Source organism: Microbacterium aurantiacum (assembly GCF_021654035.1).
Taxonomy (GTDB): Bacteria; Actinomycetota; Actinomycetes; order Actinomycetales; family Microbacteriaceae; genus Microbacterium; species Microbacterium aurantiacum.
The window spans coordinates 43,962-70,115 of record NZ_JAJPDW010000005.1 but is presented as its reverse complement, the minus strand read 5'-3'; the positions used below and the strand labels follow the sequence as shown (position 1 = coordinate 70,115).

General features: G+C 69.8%; 29 protein-coding genes, 1 tRNA gene, 1 other RNA gene and 1 pseudogene. 10 read left to right on the top strand and 22 right to left on the bottom strand.

Features of this window, described 5'->3' with window-relative positions; translation table 11 throughout:
• The first annotated feature begins 53 nt into the window (after positions 1 to 53).
• A complete protein-coding gene (locus LTL01_RS11400) occupies positions 54 to 1,376 on the top strand; it encodes a flavin monoamine oxidase family protein (protein ID WP_236968658.1) in 1,323 nt (440 codons plus the stop codon).
• Positions 1,377 to 1,417: 41 nt separating this feature from the next.
• Complete coding sequence (locus tag LTL01_RS11395) at positions 1,418 to 1,927, top strand: 2'-5' RNA ligase family protein (protein WP_236968657.1); 510 nt, start codon at positions 1,418 to 1,420, stop codon at positions 1,925 to 1,927.
• Between the two features lie 109 nt (positions 1,928 to 2,036).
• On the opposite strand, the gene ssrA is transcribed toward LTL01_RS11395, so the two are convergent.
• From ssrA to LTL01_RS11370, 5 genes are all read right to left on the bottom strand, one after another.
• Positions 2,037 to 2,408, bottom strand: a transfer-messenger RNA (tmRNA) gene (gene ssrA, locus LTL01_RS11390).
• A gap of 123 nt (positions 2,409 to 2,531) precedes the next feature.
• Entirely contained in the window at positions 2,532 to 3,275 is a 744-nt protein-coding gene (locus LTL01_RS11385; RefSeq protein WP_236968656.1) for an anti-sigma factor, read from the bottom strand.
• Positions 3,262 to 3,846, bottom strand: coding sequence for an RNA polymerase sigma factor (locus LTL01_RS11380; RefSeq protein WP_272878028.1), 585 nt, complete (start codon positions 3,844 to 3,846; stop codon positions 3,262 to 3,264). The genes LTL01_RS11385 and LTL01_RS11380 overlap by 14 nt, the downstream gene beginning before the upstream one ends.
• 10 nt (positions 3,847 to 3,856) lie before the next feature.
• Positions 3,857 to 4,486 carry a class F sortase gene (locus tag LTL01_RS11375; protein WP_231718016.1) on the bottom strand — a complete coding sequence of 210 codons (630 nt, stop codon included), beginning with the start codon at positions 4,484 to 4,486 and terminating at the stop codon, positions 3,857 to 3,859.
• Positions 4,487 to 4,500: 14 nt separating this feature from the next.
• Positions 4,501 to 5,325, bottom strand: coding sequence for a DUF4397 domain-containing protein (locus LTL01_RS11370; RefSeq protein WP_053548388.1), 825 nt, complete (start codon positions 5,323 to 5,325; stop codon positions 4,501 to 4,503).
• Between the two features lie 142 nt (positions 5,326 to 5,467).
• On the opposite strand from LTL01_RS11370, the gene LTL01_RS11365 reads away from it, so the two are divergent.
• Positions 5,468 to 6,133, top strand: coding sequence for an SIMPL domain-containing protein (locus tag LTL01_RS11365; protein WP_236968654.1), 666 nt, complete (start codon positions 5,468 to 5,470; stop codon positions 6,131 to 6,133).
• A 17-nt stretch (positions 6,134 to 6,150) separates the two neighbouring features.
• Here LTL01_RS11365 and smpB read toward each other — a convergent pair whose 3' ends face one another.
• The 4 genes from smpB to prfB all read right to left on the bottom strand — a co-directional run bounded on the left by smpB (position 6,151) and on the right by prfB (position 9,916).
• The gene (smpB, locus tag LTL01_RS11360) at positions 6,151 to 6,627 is read right to left on the bottom strand and encodes an SsrA-binding protein SmpB (RefSeq protein WP_053548390.1); all 477 of its coding nucleotides are present in this window, start codon (positions 6,625 to 6,627) and stop codon (positions 6,151 to 6,153) included.
• Positions 6,628 to 6,741: 114 nt separating this feature from the next.
• Positions 6,742 to 7,653, bottom strand: a complete 912-nt coding sequence (gene ftsX, locus LTL01_RS11355) for a permease-like cell division protein FtsX (RefSeq protein WP_236968653.1) — start codon at positions 7,651 to 7,653, stop codon at positions 6,742 to 6,744.
• A complete protein-coding gene (gene ftsE / locus LTL01_RS11350; protein WP_236968652.1) occupies positions 7,650 to 8,732 on the bottom strand; it encodes a cell division ATP-binding protein FtsE in 1,083 nt (360 codons plus the stop codon). The genes ftsX and ftsE overlap by 4 nt, the downstream gene beginning before the upstream one ends.
• A gap of 74 nt (positions 8,733 to 8,806) precedes the next feature.
• A complete protein-coding gene (prfB, locus tag LTL01_RS11345) occupies positions 8,807 to 9,916 on the bottom strand; it encodes a peptide chain release factor 2 (protein WP_053548393.1) in 1,110 nt (369 codons plus the stop codon).
• 20 nt (positions 9,917 to 9,936) lie between these two features.
• On the opposite strand from prfB, the gene LTL01_RS11340 reads away from it, so the two are divergent.
• Both LTL01_RS11340 and LTL01_RS11335 read left to right on the top strand, forming a co-directional pair.
• The gene (locus tag LTL01_RS11340; RefSeq protein WP_236968651.1) at positions 9,937 to 11,226 is read left to right on the top strand and encodes an MFS transporter; all 1,290 of its coding nucleotides are present in this window, start codon (positions 9,937 to 9,939) and stop codon (positions 11,224 to 11,226) included.
• Positions 11,223 to 11,543: a hypothetical protein gene (locus LTL01_RS11335; protein WP_236968650.1), complete on the top strand. Its 321-nt coding sequence runs from the start codon at positions 11,223 to 11,225 to the stop codon at positions 11,541 to 11,543. The genes LTL01_RS11340 and LTL01_RS11335 overlap by 4 nt, the downstream gene beginning before the upstream one ends.
• Positions 11,544 to 11,570: 27 nt before the next feature.
• On the opposite strand, the gene LTL01_RS11330 is transcribed toward LTL01_RS11335, so the two are convergent.
• From LTL01_RS11330 to LTL01_RS11300, 7 genes are read right to left on the bottom strand one after another with little or no spacing between them, the layout of a single operon-like run.
• Positions 11,571 to 12,002 (bottom strand): hypothetical protein, encoded by a 432-nt coding sequence (locus tag LTL01_RS11330; protein WP_236968649.1) that lies wholly within the window; start codon positions 12,000 to 12,002, stop codon positions 11,571 to 11,573.
• Positions 11,999 to 12,406 carry a TadE family protein gene (locus LTL01_RS11325; RefSeq protein WP_236968648.1) on the bottom strand — a complete coding sequence of 136 codons (408 nt, stop codon included), beginning with the start codon at positions 12,404 to 12,406 and terminating at the stop codon, positions 11,999 to 12,001. Before LTL01_RS11325 ends, LTL01_RS11330 begins: the two co-directional genes overlap by 4 nt.
• A 58-nt stretch (positions 12,407 to 12,464) precedes the next feature.
• On the bottom strand, positions 12,465 to 12,890 hold the full coding sequence (locus LTL01_RS11320; RefSeq protein ID WP_236968647.1) for a TadE family protein: 426 nt from the start codon (positions 12,888 to 12,890) through the stop codon (positions 12,465 to 12,467).
• A gap of 1 nt (position 12,891) precedes the next feature.
• Positions 12,892 to 13,101, bottom strand: a complete 210-nt coding sequence (locus tag LTL01_RS11315) for a hypothetical protein (protein WP_236968646.1) — start codon at positions 13,099 to 13,101, stop codon at positions 12,892 to 12,894.
• 20 nt (positions 13,102 to 13,121) lie between these two features.
• Positions 13,122 to 14,051, bottom strand: coding sequence for a type II secretion system F family protein (locus LTL01_RS11310; protein ID WP_236968645.1), 930 nt, complete (start codon positions 14,049 to 14,051; stop codon positions 13,122 to 13,124).
• Complete coding sequence (locus tag LTL01_RS11305; protein WP_236968644.1) at positions 14,048 to 14,914, bottom strand: type II secretion system F family protein; 867 nt, start codon at positions 14,912 to 14,914, stop codon at positions 14,048 to 14,050. The genes LTL01_RS11310 and LTL01_RS11305 overlap by 4 nt, the downstream gene beginning before the upstream one ends.
• Positions 14,911 to 16,095, bottom strand: a complete 1,185-nt coding sequence (locus LTL01_RS11300) for a TadA family conjugal transfer-associated ATPase (RefSeq protein ID WP_372461343.1) — start codon at positions 16,093 to 16,095, stop codon at positions 14,911 to 14,913. Before LTL01_RS11300 ends, LTL01_RS11305 begins: the two co-directional genes overlap by 4 nt.
• Positions 16,096 to 16,215: 120 nt before the next feature.
• Between LTL01_RS11300 and LTL01_RS11295 the strand changes: the two genes are divergently transcribed.
• From LTL01_RS11295 to LTL01_RS11285, 3 genes and pseudogenes are all read left to right on the top strand, one after another.
• The gene (locus tag LTL01_RS11295; protein ID WP_236968643.1) at positions 16,216 to 16,428 is read left to right on the top strand and encodes a PLDc N-terminal domain-containing protein; all 213 of its coding nucleotides are present in this window, start codon (positions 16,216 to 16,218) and stop codon (positions 16,426 to 16,428) included.
• 40 nt (positions 16,429 to 16,468) lie between these two features.
• Positions 16,469 to 16,550: transfer RNA gene (locus tag LTL01_RS11290), tRNA-Leu, on the top strand.
• 53 nt (positions 16,551 to 16,603) lie between these two features.
• A pseudogene (locus LTL01_RS11285) lies at positions 16,604 to 17,376 on the top strand (DedA family protein).
• A 13-nt stretch (positions 17,377 to 17,389) separates the two neighbouring features.
• Here LTL01_RS11285 and ku read toward each other — a convergent pair.
• Positions 17,390 to 18,238 (bottom strand): non-homologous end joining protein Ku, encoded by an 849-nt coding sequence (gene ku / locus LTL01_RS11280; RefSeq protein ID WP_236968642.1) that lies wholly within the window; start codon positions 18,236 to 18,238, stop codon positions 17,390 to 17,392.
• Between the two features lie 46 nt (positions 18,239 to 18,284).
• Here ku and LTL01_RS11275 point away from each other — a divergent pair, with 46 nt between their 5' ends.
• Positions 18,285 to 20,714, top strand: a complete 2,430-nt coding sequence (locus LTL01_RS11275; protein WP_236968641.1) for an ATP-dependent DNA ligase — start codon at positions 18,285 to 18,287, stop codon at positions 20,712 to 20,714.
• A gap of 11 nt (positions 20,715 to 20,725) precedes the next feature.
• Here the strand turns inward: LTL01_RS11275 and LTL01_RS11270 are convergent, their stop codons facing one another.
• The 3 genes from LTL01_RS11270 to murI are packed head-to-tail and all read right to left on the bottom strand — an operon-like array spanning position 20,726 to position 22,985.
• Positions 20,726 to 21,361, bottom strand: coding sequence for a non-canonical purine NTP pyrophosphatase (locus LTL01_RS11270; RefSeq protein WP_236968640.1), 636 nt, complete (start codon positions 21,359 to 21,361; stop codon positions 20,726 to 20,728).
• The gene (rph, locus tag LTL01_RS11265; protein WP_053548407.1) at positions 21,358 to 22,110 is read right to left on the bottom strand and encodes a ribonuclease PH; all 753 of its coding nucleotides are present in this window, start codon (positions 22,108 to 22,110) and stop codon (positions 21,358 to 21,360) included. Before rph ends, LTL01_RS11270 begins: the two co-directional genes overlap by 4 nt.
• 29 nt (positions 22,111 to 22,139) lie before the next feature.
• Positions 22,140 to 22,985 carry a glutamate racemase gene (gene murI, locus LTL01_RS11260; RefSeq protein ID WP_053548408.1) on the bottom strand — a complete coding sequence of 282 codons (846 nt, stop codon included), beginning with the start codon at positions 22,983 to 22,985 and terminating at the stop codon, positions 22,140 to 22,142.
• A 40-nt stretch (positions 22,986 to 23,025) separates the two neighbouring features.
• Here murI and LTL01_RS11255 point away from each other — a divergent pair, with 40 nt between their 5' ends.
• On the top strand, positions 23,026 to 24,366 hold the full coding sequence (locus LTL01_RS11255) for a nicotinate phosphoribosyltransferase (RefSeq protein ID WP_053548409.1): 1,341 nt from the start codon (positions 23,026 to 23,028) through the stop codon (positions 24,364 to 24,366).
• Here LTL01_RS11255 and LTL01_RS11250 read toward each other — a convergent pair.
• Both LTL01_RS11250 and LTL01_RS11245 read right to left on the bottom strand, forming a co-directional pair.
• Positions 24,336 to 24,611, bottom strand: a complete 276-nt coding sequence (locus LTL01_RS11250) for a DUF3039 domain-containing protein (RefSeq protein WP_053548410.1) — start codon at positions 24,609 to 24,611, stop codon at positions 24,336 to 24,338. The genes LTL01_RS11255 and LTL01_RS11250 overlap by 31 nt on opposite strands.
• Before the next feature lie 38 nt (positions 24,612 to 24,649).
• Positions 24,650 to 26,137, bottom strand: coding sequence for a hypothetical protein (locus LTL01_RS11245; RefSeq protein ID WP_231718020.1), 1,488 nt, complete (start codon positions 26,135 to 26,137; stop codon positions 24,650 to 24,652).
• Between the last annotated feature and the right edge of the window lie 17 nt (positions 26,138 to 26,154).

Below are 26,154 nucleotides of genomic sequence, written 5' to 3'. Positions count from 1 at the left end.
TGCGCGGAGGACGACGGTAGGGTCGGATCCACGGCGGCGCGGCAGGAGGCGACATGGATCGGTTCGACACGATCATCGTCGGCGCGGGAATCTCGGGTCTGGCGGCCGCACGACTTCTCCGCGGCGAAGGCCGGCGCACCGTCGTTCTCGAAGCGCGGGATCGGATCGGTGGGCGGGTCCACACCGATCGCACCGACGGATGGGTGACGGATCTCGGCGCGTCGTGGATCCACGGGATCACGGACTCGCCCGTCGCAGCGGCGGCGACCGCCTTCGGCATGCCGATGCGGGAGTTCACGGTCGGGGGCTACCAGCCCGACAGCCGTCCGATCGCCTACTTCGGCCCCGATGGTGCGCGTCTGAGTGCCGAGGAGACCCGGCGGCATATCGCCGACATCCGCCGCATCGATGCGGACCTCGTCGGCATCATCGCCCGATCCGAGCCGCGCGCGTCCTATCGCGACGTCACCGACCAGGCCCTCGCCGCTCAGGGGTGGGACGCGGAGAGGACCCAGCGGGTCCGGGAGTACTTCGAACACCGGAGCGAGGAGCAGTACGGCGCCCGGATCGACGACCTCGCCGCGCACGGGCTCGATGACGACGCCATCGAGGGCGACGAGGTGGTCTTTCCCGGGGGCTACGACGTGCTCGCGCAACGGCTGGCCGACGGAGTCGACGTGCGGCTCGAGGAGGTCGTCCGCGAGGTGCATTGGAACGGCGACGGCGTCACCGCCGTGACGGATGCCAGCGCCTGGCACGCGCGCTCGGCGGTGGTGACCGTCCCGGTCGGCGTCCTCGCCTCTGGCGACCTGACGATCTCACCCGCGCTCCCCGACCCCGTCGCCGGAGCACTTTCACGTTTGAGGATGAACGCGTTCGAGAAGGTCTTCCTCCGGTTCCCTGTCCGGTTCTGGGATGCGGACGTCTATGCTCTCCGCGCTCAGGGTCCCGCCGCGCAGTGGTGGCACTCGTGGTACGACCTCACCGACCTCCACGGTGAGCCGACGCTCCTCACCTTCGCGGCGGGACCGGCCGGGGTCGGCATCCGCGATCTCTCCGACAGGGAGGTCGGCGAAGCGGCAGCGGGACCGCTCCGACGCCTGTACCCGGGCGGCTATGTCGACCCGATCCATGTGCGGGTCACCCGGTGGTGGGCGGATCCTTTCGCACGCGGCTCGTACGCCTATATGCGGGTGGGGTCGACCACCGCGGACCACGACGACCTCGCCACGCCCGTGGGCGACGTGCTGCACCTCGCCGGCGAGGCGACCTGGACGGATGACCCTGCGACGGTCACCGCCGCGCTGTGCTCCGGGCACCGGGCGGCGGAGCGTGTGCTCGGGGGCGCTGTCCCGATCGAGTCGCTGTGGGCGTGACGCCGGAGCCCTCCCCCGGCCGACCTGCTCCTCCGCCCGTCGTGAGCCTGGAGCTCCTCCTCGACGCGGCGTCCGAGGCGTCCATCCGCGACGACTGGGAACGGCTGCGAGCGGGCGGCCACTCGTCCCTCGCGGCATCCACCGCCGCGGCGAACCGTCCCCACATCACCGCCGTCGTGCGGGCGGATCTCCCTGTCCCGGATCTGACGCCGATCGTCAGCATCCTGCCGCTGGAGATTCGGCTGCTCGCGCCCATCGTGTTCTCGCACTCGGATGAGGCCCGTCGCGGAGTCCTCGTTCGACCGATCCGCCTGACGCCCGAGCTCGATGCGCTGCACCGGAGGCTTCACGCGATCTGCGGACCGGGCGGGGATCTGCCGCACACCGCCCCGGGCGCATGGACGCCGCATGTCACCCTCGCGCGCCGCCTCATCCTCTCGCAGATCCCGGGGGCGACCGCCCGTCTCGCGCCTGCTTACGACGGGTCGATCGTCGGCGTGCGACGGTGGGATGCGGCCCGGCGCGAGTCGAGGATCCTGTGGAACTCATGACGGATCCAACCGCCTCGACAGCGGCGCCAGACCGTGTCTTACGGAGACGATGAAGGCCCGGTTTCCGCGTGGTATCGCGGAAACCGGGCCTTCACCGTTGTGACAGCGGTCGTGGAGATGGGGGGAATCGAACCCCCGTCCATCGCTTTTGAACTGCGTCTTCTCCGGGCGCAGTCTGTGAAGACGTTCTGCTCGGCCCCGACCTTCAGCACAGACACACAAGTCGACGGGCCCAGTCTGGAAAGAGTCCCGCGTGACATCCAGACGCCATCACGCAGCAAGATCCCTAAATGACGCCAGTACCCGTGACGGGATCACTCACGGACTGACGGACTCGAGCTCGCTGCTTAGGCAGCGAGGGCGAAGTCGGACTGCTTCTTTTCGGCAGTTATTGTTTTCGCAGGGAGCGTTGACGAGATAACCCTGCATCCTCGGCCCGCTTCCCGCAGCGTCACGAGCGATGTCGAAACCGATCATCCCCGAGCGCCGTTCGGCAAGGAACCGCTGTCACCCTGTGGAATTATCCCCGGGCGAAACACCCGAGCACATCAGGATACACCTTCGCGTGGGAGGTGCGCACCCGGACCCACGCTGCGGCTCACGTTCACGCGAACTCGAGCTCGCCCCGCACGATGGAATCGCCCGAGTGGCCCGGGTCCTCGTCGTCCTCTTCTTGGGAGATGTCGACGAGGACGTACTCATCGATGTCGATACCAGCGGGAACGGCGAACTCCCCTTCGCGCCCGTCGAGGACGCCGAGGCTCACCAGAGCAGATGCGTCCGCGGTGATGAGCCAGACCTCGCGGTATCCGTCATCCGGAACCGACGCGTCCAACTCGACGCGGACGCGAGTGTCACCGTCTGCGGACTCCACGACCACCGCCGATCCGGCCGCCCCCGGATGCTCCGGGAACGCGTTCAGAGTCGCGGACGCCAACTCGACCACCTGCGCGGGACGCACGAGCGACCACACGCCGACGACGGCGAGGACGACGGCCGTGCTGGCAGCCAGAGCGAAGAGCAGGCGGTAGCCCCGCCGCCGCGGACGCGCAGCGGGAGCGGGGTTCCGGGGAGACCCCGCCTCATCCCCCGCCTCGCGCGCAGTCATGGTGGCCACCGGGGCGGACTCTGATCTGCGCACCTCGTCGAGGATGTTCCCCCAAACACGGTCCGGCGGGGACTCGAGCTCGCCGAGATTCATCGTGGAACGGCCGATGGTGATCGTGTGCTCTAGCTCAGCCAGTTCGAGCGCACACTCGTCGCACGCGGCGAGATGGACCTGCTCGTCGGCTGACGGAGCCTCACCGAACGCGACGGCGGCGAACCGGTCAGGATCAAGATGCGACATGACCCACCTCCAGTCGTCGTCGCAGTCGCGTCAGGCTCCTGCGGATATGGCTTTTCACGGTTCCCAATGGCATGTCGAGGCGGGAGGCGATCTGGTCGTGCGTCAGATCATCGTAGAAGGCAAGACGCACCACACGTTGCGCGTCGGGCTCGAGCCGCTGCAATTCATCGGCGAGGAGGAGCGAATCTCCGAGATCGACCTCGTGACCTACCATGTCGTCCGGATGCGCCGTCCTCTGCAACTGCTCCTGGAGGGCGCGGACCCTGGCCCTCGCTTCGTGCATGTCCGCGATGCGGCGCTTGGCGATCGCGACCAGCCAGGTGGAGATCTTGGCCTTCGACGGGTCGTACGACGCACGCGACGTCCATGCGGACACGAACGTCTTCTGCGTCACGTCCTCTGCGTCGCCTCGGTCCCCGAGGGACCGGAGGGCGAGGGTGAACACTATCGCCGACCACCTGCGATAGATGGCTTCGAGCGCACGCTCGTCGCCCTGGCGGAACCGCTCGTGCAGTTCCTGCTCCTCGATCTCATCCACGGGGGTGCCTTCCCTCAACACTGCGCTGCTCATGGCACCGGCGTCATTCCACGGGCGTGGCCACGGCGACCACATTATCCGCGTAGCGGCCCGTCGCCTGATCGAACGGACCACCGCAGGTGATGAGGACAAGCGAATCGGTTCCCGACCGCGCGAACAAGTTGTTGACGGGGAGCTCCGCCTTGGGGTAGTACGTCACACTCTCGATGACATAGCGATGGACGGTGCCCGCATCATCCGTCACCTCGACCTGCTCCCCCGCAGGAAGATCACGGAGGCGGCTGAAAGGCCCGATGGGGTATCCGGGGAAGTCGACGTGAGCGCTGATGACGGTGTTGCCGTCGGGGCTGGAGGGATCGGCGCCGAACCGATACCACCCGCCGACGGCGGGGTCGTCGGGGATCTCCATGAAACCGCCCTCTTCCACTCCGACGGGGACGACCGGGATGTCGACGCCGATGGCCGCGACGGCCACCCGCACGGGCGGCACGGGCTGACGTACCGGCTCGGGGGTGGCCGCCGCGATCGGCACGTCGGCGACGGGGGTGGGGGCCGCCGTCGCCGACGGTGCCGGTGCAGGCGGAGTGGATGCGGCATCCGTGGGGGCGGAACCGCACCCCGCCAAAACGAGGGAGACCGCCGCGGCGGCCAGCGTCGCGACGATCCCCCTCATGCTCATCACTCGATTCAGCGGCCGGCGCGCGCGCGGGCGACGACGACGACGGAACCGGCGGCGACGGCGGCGATCAGCAGTCCACCGATGAGGAACATGGTCTGACGCTGCTGGTCCTGCTGCGCGAGCAGGCCCGCGGTACCAGAGTTCACGCCCTCGGGGCCCGAGTGCAGACCCTCGATCGTCTGGACGGCGAGAGCGAGGTTCTCGTCCTCGAGGCTGCCCCAGGCGTAGACGATGGTCAGGACGCCTTCCTGGATCTCGACGTCGGCCGGGCCGATCACGGGGTCGGTGGTGCCGGTCGCGGCAACCGATGCCGAGACGGTGCCCGCGGCGAGGTTCAGAGTCGCCTCGTCGGGGTTGGAGAGGTTCTCGATCACCGGCGAACCACCCGCGAGGATGTCGACGGCGGGGGCCGCGGCGTCGTGACGAACCGTGAGTCGGCCTTCACCCGCGGCGGTCTGAGAGGTGTCGTTGACGTAGGGCGTCACCGTCGGAGTCCCGTCGGCGGTCAGGTGCGCGACGGCGGTGTAGTTGACACCGGCATCGAGCGTCAGGTCGACCGGCCCGAGGATCGGCTCGCTGTCGTCCGCCGCGTCCGGAGCGGTGATCGCGACCGAGTAAGTCGCGGCCGGGAGCTCCAGCGGGCCGGCGAGGTCGCCGGGCTGGAAGTCGTCGAGGGTGAGTTCACCGTCGACGTACACGTCGACGGGGGTGTCCGGGATGCCGTGCAGCACAGAGAGCTGAGCCGATTCGGCCGAGTCCGCGTAGGCGGGGGCGACGAGCCCGAGGGCCGCGACGGCTCCCGCTGCGACACCGAGAGCGATGGTCTTTCGCACGATGGTCCTCCTTGATCGGGGGCGGCGCCTGGCCGCCCGTTGATGAGTGTTTCTCCGCGAACCCCCAATTCGGATGCACGTGAATGAGATTTTTTCCGGGAGGCTCCCGCACCCGCCGAATCCTTCGGCGTACCCTCGGGTCATGAGCGAGGTCATCATCAGCGTCCGCGGCGAACACGAAGTGCGCGTCGCGCCCGAAGAAGCGGTCGTGCACCTCTCCGTGCGAACGGAGGGTGCCGTGCGTTCCGAGGTCGTCGCCCGCAACGCCGCGCTGACGGATCCTCTCCGTGCCGATCTCGACCGGCGGCTGGCGTCGGGGACGGTGCTGCGTTGGGCATCCGACCGCGCATCCGTGTGGTCCGAGCGGCCGTGGCACCCGGAGGGGGCACGTCTGGATCCGGTCCATCACGCGACCGTCGACGTCACCGCGGCCTTCGCGGACTCCGACGCGCTGTCCGGATGGGTCACGGAGGTGGCGGACGTCGACGGCGTACACCTCGTCGGTATCCAGTGGCTTCTGGGAGCGGAGACCCGCGTGCGGCTCGAAGAGGAAGCGGCGACGACCGCCGTCGGGGTGGCCGTCGCCCGCGCCCGCGCCTACGCGGGAGCCCTGGGACTCTTCGCCGTCGAGGCCGAACACATCGCCGACGTCGGGTTGCTCGGCGAATCGGGCGATCGGACGGAACGCCGTTCCGCGCCGCTGATGGCCGCGGCTGCCTTCCGCGACGCAAACGCACCCTCGGTGCAGCTACGTCCGGAGGAACTCGTCATCACGGCCGCGATCGAGGCGCGCTTCCGCGCACACTGACCGTGGCGGCGGGCGGGTCAGTCGCCCAGCCGGTTCTTCGTGCGCATCGCGCGTTCGGCCTCACGCTTGTCCTGACGCTCGCGAAGGGTCTGGCGCTTGTCCCAGTCCTTCTTTCCCTTCGCCACGGCGATCTCGACCTTGGCCCGACCGTCCAGGAAGTACAGCTTCAGGGGGACGAGCGTGTAGCCCCCGGCGCTGATCGCGTGCGAGAGCTTCACGATCTCCTCCTTGTGCAGGAGAAGCTTGCGGGTGCGTTTCGACGAATGGTTCGTCCAATGCCCTTGCGAGTACTCGGGGATGTGCACGGCATCGAGATACGCCTGCCCGCCGTCGATGTACGCGTAGCCGTCCGAGAGGTTGGCACGCCCCTGGCGCAACGACTTCACCTCGGTCCCGGTGAGTACGAGCCCTGCCTCGTACGTCTTCTCGATCGCGTACTCGTGGCGCGCGCGACGATTGGTCGCGATGACCTTCTCCCCGCGTTCCCTGGGCATGGTGACTCTCCTCGATCGATCCGCTCCGTCGACGTTCGGGCGGCTTTCGTGCCGGACGACAGCCTTTCACCCTACCCGAAAGTCCGGCAGGGATCGGCACGTCGCCGAAGCCCGTCAGGCACGCAGCCAGCGTCGGATCGCGAAGCCGGCGGAGACGGCCGCGAGGACGACCCCGATCGCCACCAGCACGGGCACGACGAGCCACGCCTCTCCCATACCGACCCACGTCGTGACGAACTCGACGCGACCCCGGAGGTACTCTTCGACGCCGAAGTGCACGCCGGCGAGGACGGCGGCGCTGGCCAGGACGGATCCGATGAGCGCGGCGAACACCCCTTCGAGGATGAAGGGTGTCTGTATGAAACGGTTCGAGGCGCCCACGAGCCGCATGATGCCCAGCTCCCGCCGACGCGCGTACGCGGAGAGCCGGATCGTGGTGGAGATCAGCAGCACCGCGGCGATCAGCATCAGGACGGCGATTCCGACGGCGATATAGGTCGCGACTGTCAGGGCCGAGAACAGCGGGTCGAGGTACTGGAGCTGATCCTGCACCTCTTCGACGCCCGCCATCCCGGTGAAAGCCTCACTGATGACGTCCGATTCGTCCTGGTCGACGAGGTTGATCCAGAAAGTCTCGTTCAGCTGGTCCGCGGTGATGACGCTCGCGTAGTCCTCCCCGACGAGGGCGATGACGTTGTCGTACGCCTCCTCCCGCGTCTCGAATCGCACTTCGCGGATGAGAGGCGCCAGCGCCGGACCCTCCAGCTGCGCCTCGACCGCGTCCAGCTGCTCCTGGGTGGCGACGCCGTCCGTGCACGTCGGCGTCTGCACCGCGGTGCACATGTACACCGCGACCTGCGCCCGATCCACCCAGAACGCACGCATCTGACCGATCTGCATCTGCATCAGGATGGCCGCTCCGACGAAAGTGAGCGAGACGAACGTCACCAACACGATGGAGATCACCATCGATGCATTCCGACGGAGTCCGTTGACAGCCTCGGCGAGGACCAGTCCCCCCCTCACGAGGTCGGCCCCACTTCTTCGTGACCGCGGTCTCCGCCGAGTCCGAGGCGATCGGCGACGCCGAGTTCAGCGACATCCACCTCCGCGATGTCGGCGACCGGGATCGGATTGGTGCGCGGCGCGGGCGATGCGTCCGCGGAGTCGGCGACGGGCGCGACTCCGGCCTCGGCAAGCGATGCCGCCGCGGCCTCCCGCGCCACCTCGAGCGCATCGTGGGCTTCCGCCTCGCGCGCCGGATCGGCCGCGACACTCGCCGCCGTCACGGCGGCATCCACCGCTTCGGGTTCCACCGTTCCGGTCTCGACGATCTCGCGATGCAGTTCCAGGACCGCCGTCAGCGCCGCGACCGCTGCGGCCCCGCGTTCGGGCTGCGGGGCGAGGCTCGGCAACCCCGATGTGTCGCCGTATCCACCGTGTCGTTCGTCGCGCACCATCACGCCGTCGCGGAGCTCGATGACCCGTCGCTGCATCTGATCGACGAAACCCGCTTCGTGCGTGGCCATGACCACGGTCGTCCCGCCGTCGTTGATGCGGGCGAGGAGCTGCATGATGTCTACGGAGGTTCCGGGGTCCAGGTTGCCTGTCGGCTCGTCGGCGAGGAGCACCTGAGGTCGGTTCACCAACGCCCGCGCGATGGCCACGCGCTGCTGCTCACCCCCGGAGAGCTCGTGGGGGAATCGCTTCTCTTTGCCCGCGAGACCGACGAGGGCGAGCACTTCCGGGACGGCTTGCTGGATGAACGCGCGCGATGAACCGATCACCTGGAGGGTGAAGGCGACGTTCTGAAAGACGGTCTTGGTCGGCAGAAGCCGGAAATCCTGGAACACCGCCCCCACATGGCGACGGAAATACGGGACCTTCCGATGCGGCAGGGTGCGAAGATCACGCCCCAGGACGACGACGCGCCCTTCGCTCGGGATGTCTTCACGGAGGATCAGCCGCAGACACGAGGACTTCCCCGAACCGGAAGCTCCGACGAGGAAGACGAACTCCCCGCGGAGGACTTCGAAGTCGACTTTCTCCAGGGCGGGCCTCGCGGTTCCGCGATAGCGCTTGGTGACGTTCTCGAACCGGATCATGACCTGATGAGCCTAAGCGCGCCGACCTGATCGCCCTCGCACGACACGGGCGTGCCCGGGTTTCGTCGTCCGGGTCAGTCGTCGGTCTTGCGCTTGCGCCAGCGGATGCCGGCCGAGATGAAACCGTCCAGATCGCCGTCGAGGACCACGGCGGGGTTTCCCACCTCGTGCCCCGTGCGGAGGTCTTTCACCAGCTGCTGACCGTAGAGGAAGTAGGAGCGCATCTGGTCGCCCCAGCTCGCCGTCATCGTTCCGGCGAGCTCCTTCTTCTTGGCCGCTTCCTCTTCGCGCTGGAGCAGCATGAGGCGCGTCTGAAGCACCCGCATGGCGGCCGCCCGGTTCTGGATCTGCGACTTCTCGTTCTGCATGGACACTACGATGCCGGTCGGAAGGTGGGTGATGCGCACGGCGGAGTCCGTCGTGTTGACGGACTGCCCACCCGGGCCGGAGGAACGGAAGACGTCGACACGGATGTCACCCTCGGGAACCTCCACCTCCTGCGCCTCCTCCATGACCGGGATGACCTCGACGGCCGCGAAGCTCGTCTGCCGCTTGTCGGCACCACCGAACGGGCTGATGCGGGCGAGGCGATGGGTCCCGGCTTCGACGGAAAGAGTCCCGTAGGCGTAGGGAGCGTCGATCTCGAACGTGGCCGACTTGATCCCGGCCCCCTCGGCGTAGGACGTGTCCATGACCTTCACCGGGTACTTGTGACGCTCGGCCCACCGCAGGTACATGCGCATGAGCATCTCGGCGAAGTCCGTGGCGTCGTCGCCGCCGGCGCCGGAGCGGATCGTCACGACCGCCGATCGTGCGTCGTATTCGCCGTCGAGGAGGGTCTGGACCTCCAGCTGGCCGATGAGGTCCTCGAGCTCGGCGAGCTCGCGCCGCGCCTCCTCGGCGGAGTCCTCGTCCTCCATCTCGTTGGCGAGCTCGATCAGCACGTCGAGATCGTCGAGACGCCTCTCGATCTCGGTGATGCGCTTGAGTTCCGCCTGACGGTGGCTGAGCGCGCTGGTGACCTTCTGCGCGGCGTCCACGTCGTCCCAGAGGTCGGGTGCTCCGGCCGCGTCGCTGAGGCGCGCGATCTCGGCGGTGAGTGCGTCGACGTCGACCACGGCGCGGATGTCGCCGAAGGTGGAGCGCAGCGCCTGGATGTCGTCGGAGAGGTCGAGTTCGAGCATGACAGTCCAGCGTAACGTGGATGCCCGTGACCGATGGCCCCGATTCCCTCCGCGCTCGCGAGGTCCTCTGGGGCTTCGGGCCGATGGTCTATGCCCCGACGGTCCTGTTCGCGCTCGGGGAGGGCGCGGTCCTGCCCCTGATTCCGGTGATCGCGTCGCGTCTGGGCGCGGATATCCCGACCGCCGCGCTCGTGGCCTCGGCCCTGGTCGTCGGGCAGCTGTGCGGCAACCTGCCCGCGGGATGGGCTGTCGCGCGCTTCGGCGAGCGCGCCACCATGGCCGTCGCGGGCGTGATCGCTCTGGGCGGCGTGGCTGTTCTCGCACTCGCCCCCTCTCTGGGGCTCGTCGCCCTCGCCGTGCTCGTGGTCGGGATCTGCGCGGCGGCATTCGGTCTCGCCCGGCATTCGTTCATGACCACGCGGGTTCCTTCGGCGTTCCGCGCCCGCGCGTTGTCACTGCTCGGTGGGAGCTTCCGCTTCGGGATGTTCGTGGGGCCCTTCGTCGCCGCCGCGCTCCTGGCACTGTCGGGCACGGACGCGTCGGCGATCTGGTTCTTCGCCGTCTGTCTCGTCGCCACGGTGATCCTCGTCGTCTTCGGTCCCGACCCGGAGGCGCGGTTCACCCTGCGACCCGACCCGGCACGCGCCTGCGCCTGGCAGCCCGACGTCGCCGACGACAGCGGAGAGCCCGTCTCGGGGTCGATCCCCGTCGTGGAGAGGGCCGGGGTCTTCCGGACCATGTGGCGCCACCGCAGCGTCCTCGGGCGCCTGGGCCTGGCCGCTGCATCCCTGTCGGCCGTGCGATCCGCCCGCCAGGTCGTGCTCCCGCTGTGGGGCGTCTGGATCGGACTCGACGCTCAGACGATCGCCCTGGTCGTCGGAATCTCCGGCGCCATCGACTTCGCCCTCTTCTATGCGAGCGGCCAGGTGATGGATCGATTCGGTCGCCTGTGGGCGGCGCTCCCCGCGATGGTGCTCATGAGCGCCGGGTTCCTGGCCCTGGCATTCACGAGCGGCAGCGATCAGCAGTCGATGTGGTTCGCGATGTTCGCCGCCGTGCTCGGGGTCGGCAACGGGTTGTCGAGCGGCATCCTTCTCACCCTCGGCGCGGATGCCGCCCCGAAGGACGATCCGGCCCCGTTCCTCGGATCGTGGCGGACGCTCACCGACGCGGGCGGTGCCGCCGCACCGCTGGCCGTGTCCGCGATCGCGTCCATGAGCAGCCTGGCGATCGCCACCGGGGCGATGGGCCTCGTCGGTCTCCTCGGCGCCGCTGCCTTCCTCCGCTGGGTACCGCGGACGCGGCGATGACGCCCACCGTGTTCTGCCGCAGTCGACTGTACGGACGCCGGTGCACCCGCCCCGAGGGCCACCCCGGTCTGCACCGGCACCGCACGACCCTCTGGAGCGGGGTCCAAGCCGATCCGGCGCGATGTCCGGGTTCCGGCGCACCGGCGGAAGCGGCGGTACCGCTCCTCGACGGCTGGCCTCACGGACGGGCGCTCTGCCCTCGATGCCTCCGTTTCCTCCCGCTCGTCGACGGCGCGGTGATCGACCACGAGACGGGCGGCGACGGCGTGCGCGAGCGTGCGCGTGTGGCGGAGTGGTTCAACGCCCACGGGTGGTGATCGGATACCGCCTCGGCCGCCATCGGTTCATCGCAGAGCGGTGCGGCTGGTCGCGGTGGACTCCAGCACGAGCCCGTCCGGCACGAAAAGCGCGCCGACGAGGGGTCGCCACGACGCCCGGACCGTGACTCTCGCCGACACGCCGTCCGGGGTGCCCGCGTCCACCACGGCGGTGTCGGTGCCGAGCGTCTCCACGAACATCACCGCCTCCCGCCGCACCGCCGCCGTCGTCAGGAGGGCGACCGGCCTCCCGTCCCGGACCTCCAGGACGAACGCGTCGGCCGCGGCGAGCGCGGCGCCGTCGGCGGCGGCATCCACCCGCTTCTGGGCGAGGGAGAGCCCCGTCGCCTCGACGCACACCAGCACCAGCGCGATCGCCAGCAGGCCGTAGCCGAGCGTGAGCAGGAGCACACTGCCGCGTTCGTCGTCGCCCGTGGCGGCTCCGGCGGGCCGTCTCACGGCTCCCCCCAGAACCGCGAGACCTTCTGCGCGGACATCGCCTCGACGGGTATCGCGGTCACCCGGTCCAGACCCCAGATCGCCGGCATGAAGGGGAGCGCGACCCGCGTGTCGATCCGGACCACCACGGTCGAGCCCGCTGCAGGGCACGTCACGGTGGCGGGCCGGCAACTGATCGCCACCGCTGTCCCCGCCGGGTCCAGCCGATACTCGCGGTTCACCGTCGCGAGGATGTCGTCCGCGCGTTCCTGCGCCTCACCCGGACCGGCGGCCGTCGCGATCGCGCGCGCGACGTGGCGCGCCCCCGCCTCGGCCCCGAGTGCTGCGGACTGCAGTGCCCCGAGGGCGACGATGAGGTAGACGATGGGGACGAGCAGCACGAGCCCGACGACGATGAACTCCAACGAAGCGGACCCGCGCTCCGCATCCGCCCGCGTCTCGGCCTTCGGATCGCGGGGACGTTCAGTCGAAAGACTCGGCCGGGGCATTCGCGCTCACCTCCCATGCTCCGGGAACACCCCACAGGCCGAGGACCGGCAGGGGTGCCCGCACGCGCATCGTGACCGTCGGGGCACCGGACACGACGCTCTCCGTGACGGCGATGTCCTGCGCGTACGCGGTCCCGATCGCACGAGTGATGACCTGGCGCGTACGCTCGACCCCCTCGCGCATCTCGGTGTCGGCGAGCGCCGCATGGAACGCACCCTCGACCGCCGCGTCGTGGACGACGTTGCGCACGTACACCGCGAGGCCGAGCTGCAGCACGCCCAGGGTGAGCGCGGTGAGGATCAATCCGACGAGGACGAACTCCACCGGAGCGGACCCGGTGTCGTCGCCGCCCGAGCGGTCGGACCCGTCGGCGATTCGAGGACGCGCGCCGCGCGCCATGTCACAACCCGGAGACGCGGGCGATCGCCGACTCGAAGAGCCCGGCGAGGGCCGGCCCCGCCAGCGCCCAGATCAGGACCACGAGTCCGGCGGTCATCAAGGTGATGAGGACCCAGCCGGGTACGTCCCCGATCTCATCCTCCAGAAGCGACGGGATGTCCTGGTCCGCCGGTGGGCCCGCGAGCGGGGTGTTCTGCGATGGCGTGTCCATCGTTTCTCCTTTCATCGGCGTCAGCCGAGTCCGATTCGAAGCATGAGGATGCCGGGGAAGACGGCGAAGAGGACGCTCAGCGGCAGGATTGCGAACACCAGCGGGATCAGCATGGTGATCTCCTTGCGGCCCGCACCTTCGATGAGGGCCCGCTTCGCTTCCTCCCGGGCATCCGATGCGTGGGCGTGGAGGACCTGGGCGAGCGGGGCTCCACGGCCGAGGGCGGCGACCAGCTGATCCACCGCTCGTGTCAGGGCGGGGAGGTCGAACCGCGTCGAGAGGGCGGCGAGTGCATCCGGAAGGGGCTCGCCCGTGTCGACGGCGAGGACCACGCGACGCAGCTCGACCGCCAGCTCGCCGGACCCCACGGCACTCACCCGCCGCACGGCGTCGAGCATCCCTTCTCCGGCGGCCAGGCACAGCGCGAGGAACTCCAGAACGGTCGGGAGTTCCTCCTGCATCCGCGCACGCCGCGCGGATGCAGCACGGGTGAGGGTGGAGTCGTAGGCCACGGCGGCGGCGAACGCCGCGAGCAGCGGCACGGCGCCGACCAGAGCCCCGCCGCGTTGCGTCACGGTCAGGAGGACGGCGGCGAGTCCGCCGACGAACAGACCTGCCAGTGCCCAGAGGAGCTGGCGCTGACGGAAACCGCCCGCATCGATCGCCCAGGCCGCTCGACGCAGGCGGCCGCTGATCTCCGCCTCGCCGCCGATGGATCGCGCGAGGCGCGTCCCGAGTCGAGCGCGACTCCCCCCGGCATCCGCCCGACCGGGCATGGCGACCGGCTCGATCCCGAGGGGGTCGGCGAGGTCGCGAAGGTACGGGGCGATCCGACGGTGGAGGCTCGCCGCTCCCCACCGAGGGGCGCGCGACACGATGAGCAGCACTCCCACTCCGAGCGCGACGCCCCATGCGATCGAAACGGCGCCCGCGTCCAACGCCGTCGTCACGCGAACCACCTCCTCGGCTCCGGAAGCCGCCCGATGCGCACCATGATCCAGAAGGCCGCCGCCGACACGATCGCTCCGACGAGGACCAACGCGGCTCCGGCCGCCGACCCGTATGCCTCCGCGCCCTCCGGCCGCAAGGAGAGCAGGATGAGGATCACCCAGGGCGCACTGACGCCGAGGACAGCAGCCCCACGGATCCATGACTGGCGCGCTTCGACCTCGGCGCGCAGCGCGGCGTCGGCGCGGACGGACGCTGCAAGGGCACGGAGCACCGTGGGCAGATCGGTTCCCCCGACCTCGCGCGCCATCCGCAGCGTCTCGATGATGCGATCCGCGACCGGATCCGCGAGTGTTCCCTTCAGGCGCGTCAGCGCCGATGAGAAGTGGCCGCTCGCGGCCAGATCCCGCGCGAAGCCCTCGAACGCGGGGCGCAGCGGTGCCGGCACGGATGCCGAGAGACTGCCGACCGCGTCCGGCAGCGACATGCCGGCTCGCACCGAGGCGATGAGGAGGTCGCAGACGTCAGGCCACAGTCCCCGGCGCTCCTTCCGCCGCCGCAACCGGCGTGCGCGGAGCCACGCGATCGGAGCGAGCGCCGCGGCCACAGCGCCCACGAGGGCGACGACGGCGACCGCGGTGACGAGCCAGAAGACGGCTCCCGCCACGCACGCCGCCAGTCCGCAGAGCGCGGCGAGCCGGGCGGGGGTCAGCGACGAGACACCGGCTTCGGCGATGAGCCGATCGATCGCCGACGCCCTCCCGCGTGAGGTCGCCGCCGGTGCGCCGTCGCGACGCGGCCAGAGCCACGGCGCCACGACGAGCAGCACTCCCGCCGCCAGAAGCGCACCCCACACGATCGTCATGCGGCACCCGCACGATAGACGGAGTGGGCGGCGACCGATCCGTCGACGACGGCCCCGGTCACCTCGAGGATCTCCTGCACGAACCGATTCCCCGACTCGTCTCGGCGGCAGTGGACCACCAGGTGCACGCCGCGTGCGACCGCCGGCACCAGGAACTCGGCGTCGATGTTCCGACCCGCGAGGAGCGGCAGCGCGCAGAGCTTGTCCAATGCCTCGTGGGCCGAGTTCGCGTGGATCGTCGCCGCCCCGGGAACGCCGGTGTTCAGCGCCAGGACCAGATCGAGCGCTTCCGCATCGCGGACCTCCCCGACGACGAGGCGATCGGGACGCATCCGCAGGGCTTCCTTGATGAGACGCCGGAGCGTGACCTCACCGGTCCCTTCGAGGCTGGGCTGTCGCCCCTGCAGCGCGACCGCGTCGTCGACCGCCACCGCGAGCTCGAACGTCTCCTCCACGGTGACCACCCGGGCTCCGGGTGTGGACGCGTCGATGAGTGCGCCGAGCATGGTCGTCTTGCCCGCGTGCGTCGCGCCGGACACGAGGATGCTCCGTCCCGCCCGGACCGCGTCACGGAGGTATCGCGCCGCGCCGCGGGTCAGCGAGCCCGACTCCACGAGAGCGGCGAGGTTGCCGTATCGGGGCAGGAACTTGCGGATGTTGACCGACCAGTGACGGCGGGTGATGTCGGGGATGACGACATGCAGCCGGCTGCCGTCCGGAAGCGACGCGTCGACGAACGGCTGACTGAGGTCCACCCGGCGCCCGGAGGAATGGAGCATCCGCTCGACGAGGTCGCGCACCATTCCGTCCGTCAGTGTCAGCGGCAGGCGCTCCGATGTGCCGTTCCTCGCGACGAAGACACGGTCCGGCGCGTTGATCCACAGCTCCTCGACCGTCGGATCGTCGAGGTAGGGCTGCAGAGGTCCGTACCCGAGAACGCGCGCGAGGATCTCCCGCTCGCATCCTTGCTCGTCCTCGACGACGGTGAGGCCGCGGGCCGCGGCGATGTCGTTGTGCCGGCGGATCTCCTCGCGGGCGACCCGTGCCGCCTCCTCCGCCGGAAGGCGGTCAGTCGCTTCTGTCCGGAGGCGGTGCTGGGTGCGCTCCAGAACACCGGTCGGCACGATCGTCGCCGAGGGCGCAGCGGCGGCGACGACGGTGGCAGGGGCGGCTCGGAACACGCCGTCATCCTCGCAAGAGGGCGCGCGAGGCGCCGAAAGTTATCCACAGTCGAGGTGCCGGGTACCCCTTCCGTAGAGACATCCCCACGAGAGAGGATGGCGACGGACGAAGGGACGACCATGACCGCCACGAAGACAGACCTCTCCCCGATAGCCCGCGTCGCGTTCGGAGCGATAGGGGTCGTCCAGGTCGCATTCGCGTTCCTGGCCTTCTGGGATCTCAGCCACAGGGACGAGGACGACGTCCGCGGACCCAAGCCCGCCTGGGTCCCGATCATCCTCGTGAACTGGATCGGCCCGGCTGCGTACTTCCTGTTCGGCATCCGCCGCTGATCACACACGACCCGTGCGCTCAGTAGAATGAGCGCACCTCGCGGGAGTGGTGAAATCGGCAGACACGCAGGATTTAGGTTCCTGTGCCTTCGGGCGTGTGGGTTCAAGTCCCACCTTCCGCACGTCGTGGCGTGTCTCCACGCCACCGTCGAAGGCTACGACCGACAGGACCGCCGTGCACCAGATCGCTCTCATCCCGTGGTTGGATCCGGCCGCGATCATCGCGGCCGCGGGTCCGTGGGCTCTCCTGGTGGTGTGCTTCATCGTGTTCGCCGAGACCGGGCTGCTCGTCGGCTTCCTGCTCCCCGCCGACACCCTCCTGATCATGGCGGGCTGCTCTCCCATCCGAGCGACGTCGCGCCGAACGGCGTGTTCGGCGTCAGTGCCTGGGTCGTCGCGCTCCTCATCGGCCTGTCGGCGTTCCTCGGAGGTGAAGTCGGTTACCTCATCGGTCACAAGGGCGGACCCGCGGTGTTCGAGCGGAAGGAGTCGGGCGTCTTCAGCAGACGCAACGTGGAGCGGACGAACGCGTTCTTCGAGCGCTACGGCGGGCTCACGATCATCCTCGCCCGGTTCGTGCCCATCGTGCGCACCTTCGCACCGGTCGCCGCCGGCGTCGGCCACATGCCCTGGCGCCGTTACACGCTGTACAACTTCATCGGCGCCGTCATCTGGGGTTTCGGCCTCACGATGATCGGCTACGCGATCGGCTTCATCCCTTTCGTCGGCGACTTCGTCGCCGAGTACATCGACGTCATCCTGCTCGCGGCCGTGGCCGGCACCATCATCTTCGTGGTGTGGCACTATTTCGCCGAGCGGCGCAAAGCTCGCACGGATGCCGCGGAGGGGCGCGCCGCGATCGGCGCCGAAGAAGCCCAGGCGCTGACGCTCGACCCGCAGGTGCTCGAGCACGGCGACCCGGAGCTGCGGAACGACCGACGCGACTGATCCGCCGCGCCGATCAGGCCTTCTTCTTCCGCTTCTCCGTCGTCGCATCGGGGCGCGTCTCCTCCGCGGACCGGGAGGCGCGCGAGCGCTCCACGCTCGCGCGGAGGGCGGCCAGCAGATCGATGACCTCTCCCCCGCCCTCGTCCTCGTCGGGCTCCCCGAACGTCGCCGCGGTGTCGACAGCGTCGCCATCGGCGAGCTTCGCATCGATGAGGGCACGCAGCTCCTGCTGGTATTCGTCGGCGAACTCCGAGGGATCGAAGTCGCCGGAGAAGCTCTCGACCAGGGACGCGGAGAGCTCGAGCTCCTTCGCGGAGATCCGGACCTCCTCGTCCAGCGAGGGGAACGCTGCTTCCCGCACCTCGTCGGCCCAGAGGAGCGTCTGCAGCACGAGGACATCACCCCGCACGCGCAGAGCCGCCAGGCGGGTCTTCTGGCGAAGGGAGAAGCGGACGATCGCGGTACGGTCGGTCGCTTCGAGGGTGCGACGCAGCAGCACATAGGCCTTGGGCGAAGCCGAGTCGGGTTCGAGATAGTAGGCGCGGTCCAGGGTGAGCAGATCGATCTGCTCGGTCGGGACGAACTCGACGACGTCGATCTCCCGGCTGCGCTCGGAGGGCAGAGAGGCGAAGTCGTCCTTGGTCAGGACCACCGTGCGCTCGCCGTCGTCGAAGGCGCGGTCGATCTCCGCGTACGGCACGACCTCGCCGTCCAGCTCGCAGATCCGCTGATACCGGATCCGTCCCCCGTCGGCGGCGTGGACCTGGTGCAGCGGGACGTCGTGGTCTTCGGTGGCCGAGTACACCTTCACCGGCACGTTCACCAACCCGAAGGTCAGCGCACCCTTCCAGATCGCTCTCATCACACCAGTAGACACCTGCCACAGCGCCGAGGGCTACCCTGAGCGCATGAGCGGGAAGGCGCAGACGGTACGGGTGGGCACCCGCACGATCCGTCTGACCAATCTCGACAAGGTCCTCTATCCTGCGACCGGGACGACCAAGGGCGAGGTCATCGAGTACTACACCCGTGTGGCTCCGGTGATGCTCCCCCACCTCCGGGATCGCCCCGTCACCCGCATCCGCTGGCCGGAGGGCGTGGCGGAGCCGGCGTTCTTCGCGAAGGAGCTCGAGGCCGGCGCGCCGAGCTGGCTGCGACGCCGCGGCATCGCCCACTCGCGCGGACCCAAGATGTACCCGCTGGTGGACGACCTCGCCGGGCTCGTCTACCTCGCCCAGGTCGCCAGTCTCGAGCTGCACACCCCGCAGTGGCGGTTCCTGCACGAGGACGCAGACGGGGATGAGCGCCCACGGCAGGCGGACAGACTCGTGTTGGACCTCGATCCCGGCCCGGGAGTGGGACTGGCGGAGTGCGCGGAGGTCGCACGCTGGGCCAGAGCGGTCCTGGACGACATGGGGATGCCACCGCTTCCCGTCACGAGCGGAAGCAAGGGCATCCATCTCTACGCCCCCCTTCCGGACGGGGTCACGACCGATGATGCCGGCGCACTCGCCCATGAGCTCGCCCGCGCGCTCGAGGCGGACCATCCCGATCTCGTCGTGAGCGACATGGCGAAGTCGCGGCGCGAGGGGCGCGTCCTGCTCGACTGGTCGCAGAACAACGGCGCCAAGACGACGATCGCGCCCTACTCGCTGCGTGGGCGGGAACGTCCGACCGTCGCCGCCCCGCGCACCTGGCAGGAGCTCGAGGCACCGGAGCTCGCGCACCTGGATTTCGCCGAGGTGATGCGCCGCGTCGACGCGGAGGGCGACCTCCTCCTGGCCCTCCTCCCCTCCCGACCGGCGCACGCCGGCGGCGATCTCACCACATACATCGCGAAACGCAACCCCGGGCGCACGCCCGAGCCGCTCCCTTCCGCGACACCCGTGATCCCGTCGCCGGAGCTCGACCGTTTCGTGATCCAGGAGCACCACGCCTCCCGGCTTCACTGGGATCTCCGACTCGAGCGCGGCGGCGTCCTGGTCAGCTGGGCGGTGCCGCGCGGGATCCCCGCGACGTCGACGAAGAACGCCCTCGCGGTGATGACCGAGGACCACCCCATCGACTACCTCGACTTCGCGGGCGAGATCCCGCGCGGCGAGTACGGCGCAGGATCCATGACGATCTGGGACACCGGTCGTTACGAGCTCGAGAAGTGGCGGGACGACGAAGTCATCTTCACCGCGGAGGGGCGCCCCGGCGGTCCTCTCGGGCGGGTGCGGTTCGCTCTCATCCGGACGGCCGGGGTCGGCGAGAAGTCCACCTGGCTCCTGCACCGCATGAAGACGGATGCCGCCGGTCGGACCCAACCTGCCGCGCGCGTCGAGGCTCGGACCGACGCCGGACCGCCCGATCCTCTTCCGGCGTGGGGGGCGCTGCGGCCCATGCTGGCGGTGGCGGCGTCAGCGGCTCAGGCACGTGCGCGGGCGAGCCGACGCGGCTCGTGGGCGGAGGCCAAGTGGGACGGCATCCGGGCACTCGTCCGGTGGGACGGCCAGGACGTGACCATCCGCGGGCGCAGCGGACGCGACATGACCGCGATCTATCCGGAGCTGAGGGCGGGACCCGGCGGCGCTCCCGTCATCCTGGACGGTGAGATCGTCGCACTGGACAATCGGCACCGCCCGAGCTTCTCCCGCCTCCAGCAGCGGATGAACCTCACCTCCGCCGCCGAGATCGCGGCGGCGAGGGCACGCATCGGCGTGCACTTCTTCGCCTTCGACGTCCTCGCCGCGGACGGCCTCGACCTCACCGCCATGCCGTTGCGGGAACGCCGAGGCATCCTCGAACGCGTCCTGGCCGACGCGGGTCCGACGTACGTCCTCACGCCTGTGTTCGACGACGTCGAGGCGGCCCTCGCGGCGTCGCGCGCGACGGACCTCGAGGGGATCGTGGCCAAGGACCCCGCCTCCCCCTACCGCTCCGGTGCGCGGGACGAGGCGTGGCTGAAGGTGGTGTTCACCCGCCGGCAGGACGTCGTCATAGGCGGCATCCGTCCCGGGCGCGCCTCCCGGCCGGGAGGCATCGGGTCGCTCCTGGTCGGCATTCCCGACCAGCACGGCCTCCGCTACGTGGGGCGCGTGGGGAGCGGCTTCGACGATGCGGCATTGCGCGAGCTCGATCGCCTACTGACCCCGCTGCGCACATCGGCGGTACCCTTCCACCACGTCCCGGCCGCCGACGCGGCGGACGCCCTCTGGGTGCGCCCCGTCGTCGTCGGTGAAGTGGAGTTCGCCCGGTTCACGCCTGACGGCGTTCTCCGCCACGCCCGATGGCGCGGGATGCGGCCGGACAGAGATCCGCTCGACGTCCAGGTGCAGGGCGATCAGTCAGGGTGACGGGACGAGCGTCAGAGGGACGCCAGAAGCGGGCGCAGAGCCGCGAACGCGCGCGCACGGTGCGACTGCGCGTTCTTCTCCTCCGCCGACCATCGGCCGACCGTCCGCTCACCGCCGGGTTCCTGTCCGTCGGGGATGAAGGCCGGGTCGTAGCCGAAGCCGCCTCCCCCGTCCGCGGCGCGGGCGAGGCGACCGGGCCACAGGCCTTCCACGACGTGCTCAGCGCCATACGCGCCATCCCCCGCCGGAACCACCAACGCGATCGTGCACGCGAAGTGCGCGGAGCGGTGGGGGTCGGCGATGTCGGAGAGCTGGTCCAGGAGGAGCGCGAGGTTCGCGGCGGAATCCTTGGCGTGACCCGCCCAGTACGCGGAGAAGATGCCCGGCGCGCCGCCGAGGACGTCCACGCAGATCCCCGAATCGTCGGCGAGCGCCGGAAGCCCCGTGTGCGCCGCGGCCGCCCGCGCCTTGATCAGCGCGTTCTCGGCGAAGGTGACGCCGTCCTCGATCGGTTCTGGGCCGTCGTATCCGATGACCTCGAGGTCCGGACGCGCGCCGGCGACGATCTGCTGGAACTCGGCCACCTTGTGCGCGTTGTGCGTCGCGAGCACAACGCGGGCCGTCGCCCGCGCGGAGGAGCCGGTCACGAGAGCGCCGCCAGCTGCCGCTCGCGCAGCTGCGCGCAGCCGGACTCCCCCAGCGCGAGGAGGGCGTCGAGCTCCGTCTTGTCGAAGGGCGCCCCTTCCGCGGTTCCCTGCACCTCGACGAAGAGGCCGCGACCGGTCATCACGATGTTCATGTCGGTTTCGGCGCGGACGTCCTCGACGTAGGCGAGATCGGCGAGCGGCGTCCCGTCGACGATGCCGACCGACACCGCGGAAACGGAGTCGAACAGGACCCGCGACTTCTGGCCGATGAACTTCTTCGCGCGTCCCCATTCGATGGCGTCGGCGAGCGCGACATAGGCCCCGGTGATCGCCGCCGTACGCGTCCCCCCGTCGGCCTGCAGCACGTCACAGTCGATGACGATCGTGTTCTCGCCGAGCGCCTTCGTGTCCACGACCGCCCGAAGCGAACGCCCGATCAGACGAGAGATCTCATGGGTGCGCCCGCCGATGCGCCCCTTGACGCTCTCGCGGTCGTTGCGACTGTTCGTGGCGCGCGGCAGCATCGCGTATTCCGCGGTGACCCACCCCTTGCCCTTGCCGGTCAGCCAGCGGGGCACGCCGGGTGTGAAGGACGCCGTGCACAGCACGCGCGTGTCACCGAAGGAGATGAGCGCCGAGCCTTCCGCCTGACGCGACCAGCCGCGCTCGATGCGGACATCTCGGATCTGGTCGGCCGCACGACCGTCGACGCGACGGATGGCAGGGATCTCGGTGGTCGGGTGGGTCATGATTCTCCTCCGTGGGGACGGCGAACGATTCAGGGATGGTCCGGCACGGCGGCGTGCCGTCCGGGAAGGTCGATCGCGCCGGTCTGCACCAGCCGGACCGCCTGCACCTCGCGTCCCATCAGACGATGAGCGAGTCGCAGGAAGTCGTCGGCGGAATCACCGGTCGCCTCATAGAGATGCTGTGCCCGCGCGCCGGGGCCGGCCAACAGGTCGCGCGAGACCAACTGCCGGTAGACGTCCTTCGCCGTCTCGGTGTCGCTGGAGACCAGACTGACCTCCGACCCCATCACGTAGCTGATGGCCCCCTCCAGGAAGGGATAGTGCGTGCACCCCAGGACGAGGGTGTCGACGCCGGCGTGCCGAAGGGGGGCGAGGTACTCCTCGGCGACCGCGAGGACCTCGGCGGAGTCCGTGACGCCCGCCTCGACGAACTCGACGAATCGCGGACAGGCCCGCGGGAAGACCGTGAGATGCGCGTTGACCTCGAGCATGTCCTGGTACACGCCCGAGCCGATGGTGCCGGTCGTGCCGATCACCCCGATGCGACCGTTCCGTGTCGTGGACATGGCTGTCCGCACCGCGGGGGCGATCACTTCGACGACGGGGACGTCGTAGCGTTCCCGCGCGTCCCGCAAGACGGCCGCGGACGCGGTGTTGCAGGCGATCACGAGCATCTTCACACCCTGTTCGACGAGGTCGTCGAGGATCTCCAACGCATAGCGACGTACGTCGGCGATGGGCTTGGGACCATAGGGCGATCGTGCGGTGTCACCGATGTAGACCAGAGATTCACGCGGGAGCTGAGCCGAGATCGCCCGTGCGACCGTGAGGCCTCCGACTCCCGAGTCGAAGATGCCGATCGGTGCGTCGTCCACGGTGGACCAGCCTACGCCAGCGCCTCACTAGGCTTGCGCCATGAGCTCCGGGCGCAGCACGGCTTTGCACACCGACCGTTACGAACTGACGATGCTCGACGCGGCGCTCCGCGACGGCACTGCGTCCCGTCGATGCGTCTTCGAGGTGTTCGGCCGACGGCTGCCCGGGGGCCGCCGCTTCGGCGTCGTGGCGGGTACGGGCCGACTGCTCTCCCTGATCCGCGACTTCCGGTTCGGGCCCGAGGAGCTCCGATTCCTGCGCGACGCACGCATCGTGGATGCCGCCACCGTCGCGTGGCTCGAGACGTACCGCTTCTCCGGGGTCGTGACCGGCTACCGCGAGGGCGAGCTCTACTTCCCCGGGTCGCCGATCCTCACCGTCGAGGGCACCTTCGCCGACGCCGTCATCCTCGAGACCCTGATCCTCAGCGTCATGAACCACGACTCCGCGATCGCCACCGCCGCCGCGCGCATGAGCATCGCCGCCGACGGACGCCCGCTGGCGGAGATGGGCTCCCGTCGCGCCGGCGAGGAGTCCGCCGTCGCCGCGGCCCGGGCCGCGTACATCGCGGGCTTCTCTGCGACCTCGAATCTCGAAGCCGGTCGCCGATGGAGCATCCCGACGATGGGTACGGCCGCGCATGCCTGGACTCTCCTCCACGACGACGAGGAGTCGGCGTTCCGCTCGCAGGTCGACGCGATGGGCCCGGAGACGACCCTCCTCGTCGACACGTACGACATCGCCGAGGGCGTGCGTACGGCGGTGCGCGTCGCCGGGCCGGCGCTCGGGGGTGTGCGCATCGACTCCGGCGATCTTCCCACCGTGGCCGCCGCGGTTCGCGCCCAGCTCGACGCCCTCGGCGCGACCGGGACGAAGATCACGGTCACCAGCGATCTCGACGAGTACGCGATCGCGGCGCTCGCGGCCTCCCCCGTCGATGCGTACGGCGTGGGGACGTCGGTCGTCACCGGCTCGGGCCATCCGACGGCCGGCATGGTCTACAAGCTCGTCGCCCGCGAGAGCGCGTCAGGCGACTGGATCCCGGTGGCCAAGGCGTCGACCGAGAAGGCTTCCCGTGGCGGTCGCAAGCGCGCAGGAAGGGTCATCGAGGAGGGGACGGCCACCACGGAGCTCCTCCGCATCGTCGACGCCGGAGACGTGTCGGACACCGTGCCGCGAGGAACGCGTGCACTGCAGGTCGTGCTCGTTGACGCCGGGGAGACGGATGCCGCGTTCGAGGGGCCGCGCGGCGTCGAAGGTGCGCGTCGCCATCACGCGCAGGTACGCGCCGAACTGCCGCTGGGTGGATACGGCCTCAGCCGTTCGGATCCCGCGATCCCCACCGTGTATCAGGAGGGCGCGCCGCCGAGCGAGGCGTAGATCTCCTTGCAGGTTGGGCACACGGGGAACTTCTCCGGATCCCGTCCCGGCGTCCACTTCTTTCCGCAGAGAGCGCGCACGGGCTTACCCGTCAAAGCGGACTCGAGGATCTTGTCCTTCTTGACGTAGTGGGAGAACCGCTCGTGGTCGCCGGGTTCCACCAACTCTTCGCGGATGAGTTCTTCCAACTCGCGATCGAGGGTGGCGATCCCCCCCTCGTCGGGGCTTCCGATGGGCGTGCTCATGGTCCCCGAGTCTATCGTCCGCCTCCGACGAACGGTGCTCAGCTGGCTTCCGCGAACTCCATGATCCGTCCCCCGCGGCGCGCGAACGTGAAAGCTCCGATCGCGGTGCCCGCCACCAGGACCGCCACGCCCACCCCGACGCCGAACCACAGCGCCGACACCGCCGCCTCGATGTCCCGGGTGAGGGCCTCCCAGCCGAACCACAGCGCGGGAGCGGCGAGGGCGATCGCACCCGAGAACACGAGCCCCTGTGCGATCACGCCACGGGAACTCGTGCGCTGCGGTTGCTGGAACGGACTCTCCCCCGGGGGCGACACCGCGTACGGCGCCACCGCGGATGCGATGCTGGAGAGCCCGAGCGCGGAGAAGAAGAGCGCCACGCAGATACCGATCATGGCCGGCAACAGCGCCCAACGGCCGTGTACCGCGACGGCGACCGGAATCAGGACCGCCAGAAGGGGCAGGCCGATGAGCATGACGGGAACGAGACGGCCCCAGCGGTCGGCGGCACCGCGGACACCGCTCGCGATGTGCATCCACACGGCGGTGGAGTCGTAGGCGATGTCGTTGTGGGGAAGCCAGCCGAGGAACAGGGCGATGAAGGGCACCGGGATCAGGATGGCCAGGCTGAGGGGCACACCGGCCACGAGCAGGGGCAGAACCGTGACGGCCGCCGCGACCGGCACCACGATGATGTTGACGAGATACCGGCGGTCTCCGAACCAATAGATCAGGCTTCGCGCGGCGATCACGCCCCCGGGCGTCCCCGGCGCGACGGCGAACCACCCCAGTCCCCCGCGCTCACGCACGGCGGACGGGCGCTCGGTCGTGGTCAGCGCCCGCTCCACGACGATGATCCAGATCACGACGAGTGCCAGCAGCGTCCCGACGGCGACCGCCAGTGACACCCAGGCAGTACCGTCCGACGCGGCGAAGAGGAGCGGAAAAGCCCAGGCCGCACCCAGCGGTGTCACCGAGAGGACTGCCACAGCTTCGGCGAGTTGGCTCGGCACACGGCCATCCCATTCGAGAGAGGCGAAGAACACCACGCCGGGGATCACCACGACCAGGACCACGAGCAGGAACAGGCCGGTGAGTTCGCGTGACCGCCTCTCGCGGAGGAACATCGACGCACCCGCCATGGCGATGCGCGCGAAGAGCATGCAGGTCAGGATGCCGAAGACCACTCCGAAGATCGCGCCGACCACGGGGGCGCCCTGCGCGACCCAGACCGTGCCCGCCGCGCCCGCGATGACCGCCAGCACGAGCACGGGAAGGCTGATGAGACCCGCCACGATCAGGACGACGGCGAGAGCACGGGTGCGGAGGCCGAGGACGGCGAAGCGGCGGGGGTCCAGGGGATCGGACGTGGATGCGATCGCCGGTGCAGCCGCGAATCCCGCGGTGACCGCCGCGCCTGCCAGCACGGTCACGGTGAGGACGACCTCGCGCCCGCTCTGCTGAAACGACACGAGCGCCCAGCAGACCGCCGCGACACCGGCGGCCAGCGTCAGGAGCGCAAGCATCACCCTCGTGACGTGAG